Here is a 14,680-nt window from a genome sequence, read left to right on the forward strand (position 1 = left end):
TACAGGGAGTGACATTGAGAGTGTTTACCAAATCAACAAAAAGAATAAAAACATGACGACTAAAAAATCGGTTAACGGTAAAATATGGCAGCAAAAACTTATTAATGAAAGTAATATTTCAGAGCTAAGCCGTAATCTAGGAGTAAGTGATTTTTTAGCTAGGTTATTATCTTGTCGAGTGAGTAATTTAGATCAGGCAGAAAATTTTTTGTCACCGAAAATTAAAAATCTGCTCCCCGATCCTTTCCATTTGCTTGACATGCGAAAAGCAGTCGATAGAGTTATTGCGGCGATTTTAAATAAACAAAAAATATGCGTATTTGCCGATTACGATGTTGACGGGGCAACTTCTGCGGCACTTCTTAAAAATATATTTAGGGATTTAAGGCATAGTTGTGATATTTACGTACCTGATCGTATAGCGGAAGGCTATGGTCCGACGCCGAGCGCTATGCAAAAAATCAAAGATACCGGCGTAAAGCTGCTTATTACGGTTGATTGCGGAGCTATGGCTCATGAAGCTTTAGAATATGCTAAAGAGGTGGGGCTTGAGGTGATAGTAATCGATCATCATATAAGTGCGGAAATACTACCTGAGGCTATAGCTATAGTAAACCCTAACCGTATTGATGAAAAAAGTGAATATAAGTATTTAGCAGCTGTAGGGGTATCGTTTTTATTTGTTACTGCTTTATTGTCGGAATTAAAAAAGCAAAATTATTTTGCAGATATTCCTGTTCCCAATTTAATGCAATATTTGGATTTGGTGGCACTCGGTACTGTTTGTGACGTAATGAAATTGGTGCAGTTAAACCGCGCCTTTGTTGCCACCGGTTTAAAAATAATGATGCAAAGGCAAAATATCGGCATCAAAACTTTATATGATATTGCGGGGCTTAGCGAAGTGCCGCGCTGTTATCATTTAGGGTTTATTTTAGGTCCTAGAATTAATGCCGGCGGCAGAGTCGGAAGATCGAGCTTAGGAGCTACTTTATTATCAACGGAATGTGCAATAGAAGCAGGTAGTTTAGCAACAGAGCTTGAGAAGCATAATAATGAGAGGAAAGTAATCGAGCTAATGATGATTGAGGAAGCAACTAAAATTGCTTTAACTCAAGAAAATAATAGTTTATTATTTATTGTAAAAGAAGGCTGGCATCCCGGAGTTATCGGTATTGTTGCGGGAAGACTTAAAGATAAATTCACTAAGCCCGTAGCAATTATAGCTTTAAATGACGGGATCGGTAAAGCCTCGTGCCGATCTATCACGGGTATTGATTTAGGCGCTAAAATTATTAACGCTAAAATTAAAGATTTGCTAGTAGCGGGCGGTGGGCATGCTATGGCTGCGGGCTTTACCGTAAAAGCCGAAAAATTGCAGGAATTACAAGAATTCTTGAATGAGGATATTAAAATTGATATAAGCAAATTAGGAGATTATACGCAAGCAGAATATGATGCTGAATTAACTACCTCAAGTGTTAATATGCTGTTAATGGAAGAGCTTAATAAGTTAGAGCCTTTTGGTCAAGGTAATCCGGAACCGATATTTAAATTTGATAATCTTTTTATTATCAAAGCGGATATCGTCGGCAGTAAACATATTCGGTGTTTGCTTGCACCCACTCTTAAGGCTTACGGTAATAAAGCATTACAGGCAATTACTTTTAATGCGGTCGAAACGCCGCTTGAAGACGCAATATTTAATGTTCGAGGGAAAAATAATATTTCGGTTATAGGTTCACTCAAAACAAATAATTGGCAAGATAATTATACTATTCAGCTACATATAAAAGACATAATATTAACTTAATATACTGCTCGTATTTCAAGAATTGTTTTTTCATTTTATCAGGGGTTCGTGTGTTCGCCTATTAAGTATAGGCTGTGCGCACTCACCCTTCAAAATAAAATCCAATTCTCGAAATACGAGCAGTATACTCGTTGAACTTGAAAAATTGGCAACAACGCTTCTCGCTTTCGATCCCAACGTTACTTGCGTGTACGCTGCGGTCAAAAGCTGCGTTATTGCATGGCTCAATAAAAGAAATAATATGTCATTCTAGCTAAAGGCGGGAATCCGGAAAAATACTTTTAAAGTCATCCTGAATTTATTTCAGGATATTTTTCAGGAGATGCTGAACCAAGTTCAGCATGACATAAATAAGGCTGGATTCCCGCCTTGAGCTAGGAATGACATCGAAAATTTGGGCCGTGCAACAACGCTGTCGAAAGCTCCGAGGCGTCTTGCTCTTTTTCAAGTTGAACTTCGTATTTCAACTTTTCACTTTTAACAGGAATATATAATGACCGATTTAAAGAAAACAAAAACAAAAATTACTAATACGGCAATTTCAAAAGATTTAGCTGAAGTGAAAGATCATTATCAAGATTATCCTTATCCATATAGAAATCCTGAAGAGGAAAGAACGCGCCTGCTTTCTATTGTTGGTGAAAGTTTAGGGGAATTAAATCATTCTTTATATAAAGGAAAAGAGAATTTTAACAATGGTTTTCGTTGTTTGATAGCCGGTGGCGGTACGGGTGACTCTACTATCTATTTAGCGGAGCAGCTTAAAGATAAAAAGGTAGAAATAATATATTTAGACTTTAGCAAACCAAGCATGGAAGTAGCGCAAAAACGTGCTGAAGTTAGGGGGCTTACAAATATTAAATGGATTAATGACTCTATATTAAATATTCCGAATTTGAAACTCGGAAAATTTGATTATATAAATTGTACCGGTGTGTTACATCACTTGCAAAACCCGCCTGAAGGTCTAAAAAATTTAAAAGATTCTTTAACTCCCAAGGGCGGTATGGGATTAATGGTTTATGCTAAATACGGTCGCACCGGTGTTTATCATATTCAAGAAATCATGAAAATGGTGAATAGCGAGGCACAAAGCCGAGTCGAAGAAGTTATGAACGGTAAAATTATTATCGATAATCTTCCTGCAACTAACTGGCATAAAAGAGGATGGGAGTTATTTTCGGATTACCAAAATTTCGGTGACGTGGGACTGTATGATATGTTCTTGCATAAGCAAGATCGTGCTTATTCCATTCCTGAATTATATGAATTTGTCCAAGATGCGGGTTTAAATTTTGTCGATTATCTTGATCCGGTGGAGAAGTTATTACTAAGACCTGAAAATTATATTAAAGACTTCTCGTTATTACAAAAAATTAAGAAGATGAATAAAGTAACCCAGCAGGCAATTAGTGAGATAATTACCGGAAATATTATAAAGCATTCTTTTTACGTATCTAATCAAAAAGATAGCGTAGCAACAATTGATGATCTTGATAACGTGCCGTATTTCCATAATATTGCCAATTTTGCCAAGCAAGTTTTTGATTATATAGAGGCTAATCCAACGCTTGTAAATAACGGCGTTAATTTCACGGTGAATAACGGCATATTAAAAAACGTCAATATATCGGTTCCCGTATTTGCTTATACTAAGTATATTTTTAAATATATAGCAGAAGAAAAAAGTTTAGGGGAAATATTTGATGCTATCCGTGAAGAATTAAAGCAAGAAATAACTAATGAAGCATTATTAAATGAGGTTAGAAGTATTTTTACCCCATTATTTGAAGCAAGTATTTTATTGTTAAAGTCAAAGAAAGTGTAGTAAATTGCAGTATTGTTGCGTGGACGGTTAAAATCGCTTAAAACTTGTCATATCGAGGCCCTTCCCACCGTATCCAGTAGGCTTTTTAATTTTTTCTGGATACCGTGGGAAGGGCCACTAGTGTACGAACGTTAAGAAAAAGGCTGTGTCATGCCGTGACTTGATCACGGCATCCAGGAAAATAAAGCCATATTAGACTTATTTTAGAGTCTTTTTTATGATATTATAAAACTGGATACCGTGGTCAAGCCACGGTATGACAGAATTTTACCTATCCTCTTTTCAACGTTCGTACAGTAGTGGGTCAAGCCACGGCATGACATCGCGGTACTTTTAAAGAATACCCAAAATATAGCAATTTCTTATCCATGCAACAACGTCGGTCAAGTCACGGAATGACTCAAGTTAATCTAATATGAAAATGATAAAAAAGCGTATTGAGTCTTTACGAAAATTATTTATAGAACTCGGTATAAACGGCTACATTATCCCCTCTAACGATAAATATATGAGCGAATACGTACCCGAATATGCTAAAAGGCTTGAGTATATAACGGGCTTTACCGGCTCAAACGGACTCACGGTAATATGCGAAGATACGGCGTTATTTTTTACCGACGGTAGGTATTTAGAGCAAAGTGCTAGAGAGCTTGATTTAAGTATTTTTCAAATTTTCGATCTCAAAGACATATATTTATTTCCTTGGGGAAGTTATATAAAAGAAAATGCTATAATAGGCTATGATCCTGAATTGTTTACTTATCCGATAAAATCCAGATTTTTTGGGTCTTTAAAATCACCTTTACATAAAATTCCCGGGAATTTAGTTGATCAAATTTGGAAAGATCAGCCACAAGAACCTGCTTCTAAAGTCTATTTACACGATATTGCCTTTGCCGGTAGTTCGCATAGTGACAAAATAAAAGAATGTCGGAAAATTTTAACAGAAAATTCGGCCGGTGCAATTATTATTACAGATGCAAGTTCTATATGTTGGTTGTTAAATCTTCGAGCGAGTGACGTTGCTTATTCTCCTTTAATGTTTTCGTTAGTAATACTGACTCATTCGCAACTATATTTATTTATAAATCCATCAAGAATCGGCAAGGAAATTATTGCTGCCCGTCCCGAAATAACAATTTTCCAAGAAGCGGAATTTGAAAATATCTTATTAAAAAATAGCCAAAAAATCCTAGTTGACGATAGCTTTTTATCGATTCGTATAATGGATTTAATAGCAGATAAAGAAGAATACTCAAAGCAGAATAGTATAAAGAAAATTACCGATCCTTGTCAGCTACTTAAAGCTTGTAAAAATGAGATAGAAATCCGACATGCAATTAATTTTCATGTTAGCGATGCGGTGGCGTTATGCGAGTTTTTTGCCGAGCTTGACGGCATGAATAATTTACATGAGCTTACGGAGTATGATTTAGCGGAAAAATTGACCAACTATAGAAGTAAGCAAAACGGCTATATAAGTGATAGCTTTCCGACCATTTGCGGCTTTAAAGAAAATAGTGCAATTATTCATTATCGTGCCGATCAAAAACACGCAAAGAAAATTGCAGGTGAGGGCATTTTACTAATTGATTCCGGCGGGCAGTATCAAGGTTGTACGACCGATATAACTCGGACTATTGCAATAGGTATGCCGACAAGCGAACAAAAGAAACGTTACACGCAAGTTTTGAAAGGACATATTGCGCTAGCAAATGCAAAATTTCCCAAAGATAAAATTACCGGCGCAAATCTTGACATATTAGCACGGCAATATTTATGGCAGGATAATATTGATTATCCGCACGGCACCGGTCACGGCGTCGGTAGTTTCCTAAGCGTTCATGAAGGACCGCAAAGTATTAATCTCAGAAGTCAAATTATTTTGCAGCCCGGAATGATTTTGTCTAATGAACCGGGTTACTATATACCGGGTGAATTCGGTATCAGAATAGAAAATTTGATGTATGTTAAAGAAAATAATAATTGGCTAGAGTTTGAAACTTTAAGCTTAGTACCTTACGCTAACGAATTAGTTGAGTTCTCTATATTAAATATCGACGAAATAAATTATATAAAACAATATTACCGAAAAATTAAATCTAAAATTTATTCTTTATTGTCTATAAAGGCTAAGATATGGTTAGATAAACAAATAAAATTTTTCTTAGAATAATAATTATTATATTTGACTGTAACCGTGTTTATTGCTATAAACCTTTATACTACTCAATCTTTTAAGAGCTGGATTCCACTTTAAGGATAGTAAAAGTATTTAGGATGTCATTCCTGTGAAACGGGGCGTTGTTGTGTGGCTAATAATTTACCGTATTATGGTTATTATAAGTACGGTGTCATACCGTGGTTTGACCACGGTATCCAGAAAAGCCTTAATAAAAAGACTGGATGCCGTGGTCAAGCCACGGCATGACACCGAAACACTTTGCAAAAATTCGAGCCACACAACAACGCCCCGTTTCACGGGAATGACATCAAACACGCTTTAATCTATTCAAGCAACCAATCTGCTTGTTACACAAAGGCGAGCTTTTGTAACAACTTTAAAATGGGGCGTAGCCAAGCGGTAAGGCAACGGTTTTTGATATCGTCATTCGGAGGTTCGATCCCTCCCGCCCCAGCCATTCGCCATTTTTTGGCAAATTCACGACTGTATCGAACGGCGGACGTAGATTATAATCAAGTTTCTTGCTGTTTAATTCCAGGTTAGCAAATACCAAATTTACTAAATCCCCCAATCAAATCTTTGAATATTTTAAATATTAGAATCTAATTAGATGAAGCTTTCTGAATGATGCTGTACAAACAAGAGTTATTGCATGGCTCAATATTTTTGCACAGCAATTCGGTGTCATACCGTGGCTTGACCCACTACTGTACGAACGTTGAAAAAAGGCTGTGTCATGCCGTGACTTGATCACGGCATCCAGGAAAATAAAGCCATATTAGACTTATTTTAGAATCTTTTTATGATATTATAAGCTGGATTCCGTGGTCGTAGCCACGGAATGACAGAATTTTTACCTCTTTATTTAAACGTTCGTACAATAGTGGGCTTGACCACGGTATCCAGAAAAAATCTTAGTAAAAGACTGGATGCCATGGGAGGGGCGGTGTTGTTGCACGGCTCGAATTTTCGATGTCATTCTAGCTAAAGGCGGAAATCCAGAAAAAACACTTAAAATAAACAAAATTATATAAAAATTTACTATATAATTCGCTTAAACATTTTCCGGATTCCCGCCTTTAGCTAGAATGACATCGAAAATTCGAGCCGTGCAACAACGCTGTACAAACAAGGCTCATGAAATCTAATGTATAGACCTTAATTAAGTGAGTCATAATTGTCATTTATAAGAATTCTCTATGCCATTTAATTCAAATTCTTCTCGTTTTTTAATAATTTACTAAAATACTAACAAACTAATTATTGAAAACTATTTGACAGAATATAGAAACTAATATAACTTCTTTCTTTATTTTTTAATAAATCTTAATTATATAACTTAATATTATATTCAAATGAAAAAACTTTTTTGCCAATGTATAATTTTTATTACTTTAACTTCTTTACTTACCGGTTGTGCGCGTGATCTTTCGAGTAACGTGTATACTAGCGATTCAACATTAAATCTAACATTGGAGGGAGAAGTTCTTTCCATACGTCCCGTTATAATAAAAGAATCAGATAGATTATCTGATAATAGCGGTGGAATGCTTGCCGGCGGAGTAATGGGAGGCGTATTAGGTAGTGGAGTAGGACAAGGAACCGGTAATGCTGCAGCTATTGTAGGCGGAGCTATTGTAGGGGCAGCTCTCGGCTCTGGATTACAAGGAAAATTAGGTGAGAAAAAAGGATATGAATATTTAGTTAAAGTTGATACCTCTAAAATAAAAAGTGATTATTACGAAGGTAATTCGGCTATGAGAAACGTTATTTCTACTGCTGTTACCAGCGGCTTAATTACAGTTGTCCAAGCTACGGATTCTAATATTAAGATAGGTCAAAAAGTATATATAATTTTTTCCGAAAAACGTACGCGTGTAATTCCTGCTTAATAATGAATTAATTAATAGAGTATTCTAATGTATTTCAAAAATTTTGTATCTTTATTCTTCGTAATTTTAATAACTTCTGGCTGTGCAAAAGTAACTTCAATACGTCATGTTGCAGGATATAATAATAACATGATTCAACCTAAAGAAATATTAATTTTGCCCCCGCAGGTTGAAGTGTATACTTTAGATATATCTAGCCGTAAAGAACGTATGTATAATTATGAAGATCATTTAGAAGAACTTATTAGGAGAGAAATACCGTTAGCTATTCAAGAGAACGGTTTTAGAGTTAAATTATTACATAGAAGGGATATTAGAGATCAAAAACTGGATAATGTTGTTTCTCGTCTTCGCGACTCTTATAATTCGGCTCATAAAACACTTTATATCCCTCTATTATGGGAAGAAAGCAAAGCATTTTCAATTACGCAAAATGTCGGAGAAGCAGCGGTAACTTTAGGGCAACAAACTAATAGTGATATATTGTTATTAATTGATTATGCGCAAATAATTAAGACTAACGGAGCCCGTGCGCGTGATTTTGCCATGAGTCTTATTTTCAATAATTCTAGTGTTACGGAGAATGCAGATAATTCAGTTCTGGCTGTCGGAATTGTAGATACAAAAACCGGTAATATATTATGGACAAATATGAGTTCTACTTCTCAGGATCTTTATAGTTGTGCTATAAGTAATTTCTCTTCCCGTGATAAGGTAGAAATTGCCAATTTGCATAAACTTATAAAGGCTATTTTGATGCCGTTACGGAATAAGAACTAAAGCTTTTCACTATCCTACAATCTTTAAAATTTAGGAATTTGTGTATACTGTTCGTATTTTGAATTTGGATTTTTTATTTTGAAGAATGAGGGCGTACAGCTTATTAAAAATATAAGCGAGTACGTGAATCTTAGGATATAAATAAAAAAAATTCTTGAAAGATGAGTAGTATATTATTGATCTATTTATAAAATCTCTCAGTAACTTCCTTTATTTAATAACAGCTTTTCAAAAAATAAATAAAAACTCCTATTGACTTTCAATAGAAAAAGCATATCGTATTTGCAATTTAATTAAAAAATCGCAAAAAATGTTAGGTTATCGAGATGAGCAGAGAAGTTTAACCAGGCAACAAAAGGAAGCTATCGGGTTACTGTCTATAGGTACTTTTCTAGAATATTTTGACCTAATGCTTTATGTCCATATGGCAGTGGTGCTAAATGATTTATTTTTTCCTAAAACTGACCCCAAAGTTGCTTCACTTTTATCGGCAGCGGCTTTCTGCTCTACTTATGTGTTAAGACCGTTTGCTGCTATTACAATAGGATGGATCGGCGATAATATCGGGCGTAAAGCTACCGTAATTATCACTACTTTTATAATGGCAGTATCATGCGTTGTTATGGCTACTTTATCAACTTATGAGGAAAAAGGTATTATAGTTTCGTGTATTATGATAATCTGCCGTATGTCGCAAGGTATATCTTCAATGGGAGAAATAATAGGGGCAGAATTATATGCAACGGAAACTACAAAACCTCCTGCTCAATATTTGTGTGTAGGTATAATAGCTATATCTTCTCTTCTAGGAGGGATAAGTGCATTAGTTTTTGGTATTATTAGTACTACATACCTTTTAAACTGGCGTTACGCTTTTTGGGGCGGGGCTATAATAGCTTTAGTAGGATTTTTAGCAAGAACTAGACTCCGAGAATCAACCGAATTTGTTGACGCAAAACGTCGAATAAAAAAAACTTTAGAGGATTTTGGCATAAATACTGACAAATTACCTTATAAAGAATATGTCGATGAAAAAGTGAATAAAAAAACATGTTTAGCCTATTTTCTAATTTTAACTTTATGGCCTGCTTGTTTTTATTTGATTTACATTCATTGTGCCAATTTACTAAAAACAAATTTTAATTATTCAGCTTCTGAAATTATAAAAAATAGCTTATGTATTTCTGTCGTGCAGTTAATTTTAATGGTTATATTAGTTTTCTTAACATTAAAATTTCATCCACTTAAAATATTAAAAATAAAAGGGATAGTATTTTTATTGTTTATGCCTATTAGTATTTATTTTTTAAATAATATAATTACTGCCGCTGATCTATTTAAAGTACAATTGTTATTAGCTATAATTAGTACTAATCCCCCTACTTCTCCTATAATTTTTAAAAATTTTCCTATATTTAAGAGATTTACTTTTACTAGTCTTTTATACGCATTCTCAAAAATTTTTATATATGTAATTACCTCTTTTGGCATGGCTTATTTAGTAACTATATTAGGAAATTACGGTATTCTTCTTATTATGATGCCTGTTGGAATAGTGTTTTATTATGGATTGACGCATTTTGAATCGCTTGAAAGACTTCAAGGTAATTATCAGCATTAAGAATTTTTTCTTTTAAAGCCATTTTTTTAAAATTAGTTTGTTGTTCAATCATTTCACGGCAAAGTTTGACTAATTCGTGTTCGATGTTGTATATTTCAAAATATGCACAAACATATAGGAAATGCTCTAACGTTTCTTTTATAATCTTCTGAATTTTTTCAGGAGATTTTGCTCCTAATGTTTGTAAATTATGCACTCGATCAAAGATTTTTATAAGTGCCGTATCATGGCGTTTTTGCTGAATTAATAAATTTAAATTTTCCTCAGTATTAATTTTGCCGTATGGTTTAATTCTAGTTAAACCTTCCACATGACTTGCAATGTTTCTATCAAAAATAGCGGCAATATCCTCTTCCGTAAGCAGCGTGTCTTCTATAGTATCGTGTAATAAGGCAGCATTTAACATACTAGGGATAAAAAGTTTAGGTACTTCATAAGCCGTAAATTCTGCCACCATATAAGCAACTGCTACCGGATGGGAATAATAAGGCTCGCCTGATTGCCGCATTTGAGGACCGTGATATTTTCGTGCATAATAAAGACCCTTCTTAACTTCTCTAATATCTATCGGGTGCTTTACTAACCTGTTTAAATAGGTAATTTTATTCAATAGTTTTTTAGCATAATCGCAAATTTCAAACTTTTCTTCCCAGCAATTAATGTCTTCCATAATATAGAGTATTTAATTTTATATTCTTATACAACTTTTGATTAAAGAATTAAATATAAATATTAAAAATGAGTAGATTTTTTGTGTTTTCAATCCTCACAACAATAACATCAACACAATTTTTTATTTTAAACAGTCTTTATCTTCATTTGATTCTTGCAACTTTTGTAGTTCTATGGCATTAATTAACGATATAGAAAGATTACTTAGGTTATATTATGTTAAAAAAGTGTATTATTTTATTTTTAGGATTGTTTCTTCTTTCAGGTTGTACTGACGGATTTAGAGACTATTTTAAAAAATCTGCAAATAATAAATTAGTTGATAGTAAAGGATTTGAAGGCGGTAAACGTAGACCTTTATATAACGGTAAATATATTAATTTGGCTAAAAAGAATATTGTCGAAGATAATCTTGATGAGGATAATGACGACGACGATAATGATAATCCTTTAAGTAGCGAAACGATTAATCCATCAAAAAGAAATCGTGATATGTATCTTAAAATGATCAAGAGAGATATGACCCGTCAAAAAGCTCAAAAAAATATCGATGCTAACTATATTGATGATTCCTCCCTAACTCAAGCAAATAAAAAAGTTAGAAAAAATAATAGCGATAAAGAAGAAAAATTGCAGCAGGAACTAGCGCAGATTAAGGCCATGCTTAAGGAAACCAGGCAAGATTTATCAAAATATTCCTGTCCGGGTGCCGCGCAAGAGCGAAATTATGCTCCGCCGGTTACAAATTACGCGCCTTCGACCTATTCTCCCGTAAATGATAATAGTAAGACATATAACCGGAAATCTAAGGTAAAGCAGAAATTTATCAGAGAAGACGAGGATGATACGAGCAAAAAAGATAATGAATGTGCTATATAAATACGAGTGGTAAAAACACTCGATGTTATTTGTTGCGTGGACGGTAAAAAGTGCCTAAAGCTTTTATACCGTAGCTTGAGCGGCGTTGTTGCATGGCTCGAAAATTGCTATATTTTGGGTATTCTTTAAAAGTACCGCGATGTCATGCCGTGGCTTGACCACGGCATCCAGTCAGGCTTTTTAATTTTTTCTGGATACCGTGGTCAAGCCCACTACTGTACGAACGTTGCAAAATCGTCATTGCGAAGCCACGAAGTGGCTGTGGCAATCCATAAAACATAATAAAATTATGCTAAAATTAGCATTTTTACTGGATTGCTTCGTCAATTTACTATAGTAAATTTCCTCGCAATGACGGAAAAACAACCTGAAAGCCAACGTTCGTACAGTAGTGGGTCAAGCCACGGTATGACAAGTTTTAAGCGATTTTAACCATCCATGCAACAACGCCTGACTTAACCACGGCATGATACCGACGCATTTTTAAAAATACTCAAAATATAGTAATTTCTGATTCATACAAAAATGACATACGAACAGTATAACTTCTATGGTTCATGGTAATGATTAATAATAGTTTACTTACACTTAGTTCCGCAATTCAAACCGTTATGACTAATAAAAATGTAAGAAAAAAAATACTTGATAATATTAACCTTACTTTAAAATCTAATGAAATAGTTGCTATTCTTGGAAAATCGGGAGCCGGTAAGTCAACATTGCTTAGAATAATTGCCGGCTTAAGCAGCCCTGCTAGCGGTAAGCTAATTTACCATAACCAAGAAAAAGCTAATGATTGTTTTGAAATAGGTATGATATTTCAAACATTTGCCCTTTTTCCGTGGCTTACGGTTCTTGAAAATGTTGAACTCGGTTTAAAAGCTTTAGAAATTTCTGAACAGGAACGTCGAACTAGAGCATTAGCCGCTATAGATTTAATAGGGCTTGACGGTTTTGAATCGGCATATCCAAGAGAGTTATCCGGAGGGATGAAACAAAGAGTAGGCTTTGCTAGAGCCTTAGTTTTAAGACCGGAAATTTTGCTTATGGATGAGCCTTTTTCCGCTCTTGATGTGTTAACGGCAAATAACTTAAAGAATGACTTTCTTGATTTATGGAGTAACGGTAAAACTCAAATGAAATCGGTAGTTATTATTACTCATTCTATTGAGGAAGCTATAACTATGGCGGATAAAGTATTAATTTTTTCATCCAATCCCGGGCGTATTGTGTCGGAGTTACCTATTACGCTGCCGCGTCCAAGAGATAACCAAACTGCCGAATTTCGCGTTATGGCCGACAAAATTTATGGACTGATGGTATCCGCTTCCGATAAATCTTCAGTTAGTGATAAGAAAATTGATATTTCTAATATTAATCAAAAAATTCACTTAACTCAAATAAATCAATTAATCGGTAGTGTGGAAGCTTTATTTGCTCCTCCTTATAAAGGCACTGCTAGTCTTGCCGAATTATCTAAAATTTTTCATATTAATAATACCGAAGAAATCCTTCGTATAGTCGGGGCATTAGATATATTAAAGTTTGCAATCCTAACATACGATAATATTAAATTAAATAAAGCCGGGAAAGAGTTTGCCGCCGGTGATTCCGAAACGCGTAAAAAAATGCTAGCAAAACACTTGCTTGATAATATATCCATTGCGTCTTATATATGTGAAATTCTACATCAGCGTTTTGATCATAAAGCTCCATTATCTCGTTTTCAAATGCAACTTGAAGATAAATTATCTAAAGAAGATGCCGCTATGACTTTAAAATCTATAATAGCCTGGGGAAGATACGCGGAAATTTTTTCATATGACGATAATAAGAAAATTTTTAGTTTAGATAATCCGACCGGATAATAAATTAAATCTAAAATGATTTGGATAAATAACCTTTTTAATAGCATAACTAAAGTTATTAAAAGTTTTTATTCAAAAAAAGACAAATATAAACCAATAAGTGCCTTTTTATTTTATAGAGCAACTTAAATACTTGACTATATTTTTATTTTCATTATTTTTTAATTAGAATAATGTGATGTTTAGCTTCCATCATTATATAAAAAAACAATTTTATTACTTCAAATTAACCGGTATATTTACGTATTAAGAAAATTTATCTTAGATTAGTAAAATCGTTATATTAAAATAGTGGAAGCCGGTTTATAATTTTAGCAAAATTGTTGGTTGATTTATCTTAATAACCATATAAACGAGGAAAAAAATGAGTAATGAAGAAGAAAAAAAGTTATTAACTCCTCTGCACGAAGAGGAAGAAACAGAAGAAGAAAAAAGGCAAAAAGCTGAGGATTCAAAAAAGCAGCTCAAAGCAATATTATTTACTTTTGTTCCTTTGCTAATTGGCTTTTTAGTGTTTACTTATTATTTCCTTAATTCTATAGAAGAAAAAGCAAAAGAACAAAGAAGGCTTGAAGCTCGAGAAGCAAAGAAAATAGAAAGACAAAATAGAATTCAGCAGAACCAACAGACTCCACAGCTTCAGCAGAATCAGCAGACACAACAGTAAATAAATGTTGTTATACCTATCGATTCTATGTCATTCCCATGAAAACGGGAAAGCATTGTTGTGTGGATGGTTAAAATCGCTTAAAACTTGTCATACCGAGGCTTGACCCACTACTGTACGAACGTTGAAAAAAGGCTGTGTCATGCCGTGACTTGATCACGGCATCCAGGAAAATAAAGCCATATTAGACTTATTTTAGAATCTTTTTATGATATTATAAGCTGGACTGAAGTGGTCGTAGCCACGGAATGACAGAATTTTTACCTCTTTATTTAAACGTTCGTACAGTAGTGGGCTTGACCACGGTATCCGGAAAAATCTTAATAAAAAGACTGGATGCCGTGGTCAAGCAACTAGATGACACCGAAACACTTTGCAAAAATTCGAGCCATGCAACAAGGTCCCGCCTTTAGCTAGAATGATATACGGCACTTTTTTAGGGCCATGCAACAACTTAATCCTATCAATTTTCCTC

General features: G+C 34.3%; 16 protein-coding genes and 1 tRNA gene. 13 read left to right on the forward strand and 4 right to left on the reverse strand.

Annotated features, from left to right (window positions below; all coding sequences use genetic code 11):
* The first annotated feature begins 52 nt into the window (after positions 1-52).
* Positions 53-1,813 (forward strand): single-stranded-DNA-specific exonuclease RecJ, encoded by a 1,761-nt coding sequence (gene recJ / locus AAGD64_RS03795; protein WP_253307881.1) that lies wholly within the window; start codon positions 53-55, stop codon positions 1,811-1,813.
* A 298-nt stretch (positions 1,814-2,111) separates the two neighbouring features.
* Here recJ and AAGD64_RS03800 read toward each other — a convergent pair whose 3' ends face one another.
* Positions 2,112-2,261 carry a hypothetical protein gene (locus AAGD64_RS03800; protein WP_341793916.1) on the reverse strand — a complete coding sequence of 50 codons (150 nt, stop codon included), beginning with the start codon at positions 2,259-2,261 and terminating at the stop codon, positions 2,112-2,114.
* Positions 2,262-2,306: 45 nt separating this feature from the next.
* Here AAGD64_RS03800 and AAGD64_RS03805 point away from each other — a divergent pair, with 45 nt between their 5' ends.
* The 4 genes from AAGD64_RS03805 to AAGD64_RS03820 all read left to right on the forward strand — a co-directional run bounded on the left by AAGD64_RS03805 (position 2,307) and on the right by AAGD64_RS03820 (position 6,283).
* Positions 2,307-3,641, forward strand: coding sequence for a class I SAM-dependent methyltransferase (locus AAGD64_RS03805; protein WP_341793917.1), 1,335 nt, complete (start codon positions 2,307-2,309; stop codon positions 3,639-3,641).
* A 421-nt stretch (positions 3,642-4,062) separates the two neighbouring features.
* On the forward strand, positions 4,063-5,817 hold the full coding sequence (locus AAGD64_RS03810) for a M24B family metallopeptidase (RefSeq protein ID WP_341794151.1): 1,755 nt from the start codon (positions 4,063-4,065) through the stop codon (positions 5,815-5,817).
* 133 nt (positions 5,818-5,950) lie between these two features.
* Entirely contained in the window at positions 5,951-6,148 is a 198-nt protein-coding gene (locus AAGD64_RS03815) for a palindromic element RPE4 domain-containing protein (RefSeq protein WP_341793918.1), read from the forward strand.
* A gap of 60 nt (positions 6,149-6,208) precedes the next feature.
* Positions 6,209-6,283 (forward strand) — tRNA-Gln (locus AAGD64_RS03820).
* Positions 6,284-6,421: 138 nt separating this feature from the next.
* Here AAGD64_RS03820 and AAGD64_RS03825 read toward each other — a convergent pair.
* On the reverse strand, positions 6,422-6,580 hold the full coding sequence (locus AAGD64_RS03825) for a hypothetical protein (protein WP_341793919.1): 159 nt from the start codon (positions 6,578-6,580) through the stop codon (positions 6,422-6,424).
* A gap of 87 nt (positions 6,581-6,667) precedes the next feature.
* On the opposite strand from AAGD64_RS03825, the gene AAGD64_RS03830 reads away from it, so the two are divergent.
* The 4 genes from AAGD64_RS03830 (at position 6,668) to AAGD64_RS03845 (ending at position 10,119) form a co-directional block, all read left to right on the forward strand.
* Positions 6,668-6,814 carry a hypothetical protein gene (locus AAGD64_RS03830; protein ID WP_341793920.1) on the forward strand — a complete coding sequence of 49 codons (147 nt, stop codon included), beginning with the start codon at positions 6,668-6,670 and terminating at the stop codon, positions 6,812-6,814.
* 367 nt (positions 6,815-7,181) lie between these two features.
* The gene (locus AAGD64_RS03835) at positions 7,182-7,718 is read left to right on the forward strand and encodes a hypothetical protein (protein ID WP_341793921.1); all 537 of its coding nucleotides are present in this window, start codon (positions 7,182-7,184) and stop codon (positions 7,716-7,718) included.
* A gap of 27 nt (positions 7,719-7,745) precedes the next feature.
* Positions 7,746-8,498 carry a hypothetical protein gene (locus AAGD64_RS03840; protein WP_341793922.1) on the forward strand — a complete coding sequence of 251 codons (753 nt, stop codon included), beginning with the start codon at positions 7,746-7,748 and terminating at the stop codon, positions 8,496-8,498.
* A gap of 310 nt (positions 8,499-8,808) precedes the next feature.
* Positions 8,809-10,119 carry an MFS transporter gene (locus tag AAGD64_RS03845; protein ID WP_341793923.1) on the forward strand — a complete coding sequence of 437 codons (1,311 nt, stop codon included), beginning with the start codon at positions 8,809-8,811 and terminating at the stop codon, positions 10,117-10,119.
* Here the strand turns inward: AAGD64_RS03845 and AAGD64_RS03850 are convergent.
* Entirely contained in the window at positions 10,034-10,789 is a 756-nt protein-coding gene (locus tag AAGD64_RS03850) for an HD domain-containing protein (RefSeq protein ID WP_341793924.1), read from the reverse strand. The two genes, AAGD64_RS03845 and AAGD64_RS03850, sit on opposite strands and share 86 nt — an antisense overlap.
* A gap of 218 nt (positions 10,790-11,007) precedes the next feature.
* Here AAGD64_RS03850 and AAGD64_RS03855 point away from each other — a divergent pair, with 218 nt between their 5' ends.
* Positions 11,008-11,670 (forward strand): hypothetical protein, encoded by a 663-nt coding sequence (locus AAGD64_RS03855; RefSeq protein WP_341793925.1) that lies wholly within the window; start codon positions 11,008-11,010, stop codon positions 11,668-11,670.
* Between the two features lie 142 nt (positions 11,671-11,812).
* Here the strand turns inward: AAGD64_RS03855 and AAGD64_RS03860 are convergent, their stop codons facing one another.
* Positions 11,813-11,938: a hypothetical protein gene (locus tag AAGD64_RS03860; protein ID WP_341793926.1), complete on the reverse strand. Its 126-nt coding sequence runs from the start codon at positions 11,936-11,938 to the stop codon at positions 11,813-11,815.
* Positions 11,939-12,233: 295 nt separating this feature from the next.
* On the opposite strand from AAGD64_RS03860, the gene AAGD64_RS03865 reads away from it, so the two are divergent.
* The 3 genes from AAGD64_RS03865 (at position 12,234) to AAGD64_RS03875 (ending at position 14,618) form a co-directional block, all read left to right on the forward strand.
* Complete coding sequence (locus AAGD64_RS03865) at positions 12,234-13,538, forward strand: nitrate/sulfonate/bicarbonate ABC transporter ATP-binding protein (protein WP_341793927.1); 1,305 nt, start codon at positions 12,234-12,236, stop codon at positions 13,536-13,538.
* A 364-nt stretch (positions 13,539-13,902) separates the two neighbouring features.
* Positions 13,903-14,205 (forward strand): hypothetical protein, encoded by a 303-nt coding sequence (locus AAGD64_RS03870; protein WP_410525862.1) that lies wholly within the window; start codon positions 13,903-13,905, stop codon positions 14,203-14,205.
* A 248-nt stretch (positions 14,206-14,453) separates the two neighbouring features.
* Positions 14,454-14,618 (forward strand): hypothetical protein, encoded by a 165-nt coding sequence (locus AAGD64_RS03875; protein ID WP_341793928.1) that lies wholly within the window; start codon positions 14,454-14,456, stop codon positions 14,616-14,618.
* Positions 14,619-14,680 lie beyond the last annotated feature (62 nt).

The sequence above is a fragment of the Rickettsia endosymbiont of Ceutorhynchus obstrictus genome (genome assembly GCF_964026565.1).
In the GTDB taxonomy this organism is placed as follows: domain Bacteria; phylum Pseudomonadota; class Alphaproteobacteria; order Rickettsiales; family Rickettsiaceae; genus Rickettsia.

Coding starts and splice junctions, on each gene's coding strand:
- recJ (WP_253307881.1), top strand. CDS start 53: ATGACGACTAAAAAATCGGTTAACGGTAAAATATGGCAGCAAAAACTT.
- AAGD64_RS03805 (WP_341793917.1), top strand. CDS start 2,307: ATGACCGATTTAAAGAAAACAAAAACAAAAATTACTAATACGGCAATT.
- AAGD64_RS03810 (WP_341794151.1), top strand. CDS start 4,063: ATGATAAAAAAGCGTATTGAGTCTTTACGAAAATTATTTATAGAACTC.
- AAGD64_RS03830 (WP_341793920.1), top strand. CDS start 6,668: ATGACAGAATTTTTACCTCTTTATTTAAACGTTCGTACAATAGTGGGC.
- AAGD64_RS03835 (WP_341793921.1), top strand. CDS start 7,182: ATGAAAAAACTTTTTTGCCAATGTATAATTTTTATTACTTTAACTTCT.
- AAGD64_RS03840 (WP_341793922.1), top strand. CDS start 7,746: ATGTATTTCAAAAATTTTGTATCTTTATTCTTCGTAATTTTAATAACT.
- AAGD64_RS03845 (WP_341793923.1), top strand. CDS start 8,809: ATGTTAGGTTATCGAGATGAGCAGAGAAGTTTAACCAGGCAACAAAAG.
- AAGD64_RS03850 (WP_341793924.1), bottom strand. CDS start 10,789: ATGGAAGACATTAATTGCTGGGAAGAAAAGTTTGAAATTTGCGATTAT.
- AAGD64_RS03855 (WP_341793925.1), top strand. CDS start 11,008: ATGTTAAAAAAGTGTATTATTTTATTTTTAGGATTGTTTCTTCTTTCA.
- AAGD64_RS03865 (WP_341793927.1), top strand. CDS start 12,234: ATGATTAATAATAGTTTACTTACACTTAGTTCCGCAATTCAAACCGTT.
- AAGD64_RS03870 (WP_410525862.1), top strand. CDS start 13,903: ATGAGTAATGAAGAAGAAAAAAAGTTATTAACTCCTCTGCACGAAGAG.
- AAGD64_RS03875 (WP_341793928.1), top strand. CDS start 14,454: ATGACAGAATTTTTACCTCTTTATTTAAACGTTCGTACAGTAGTGGGC.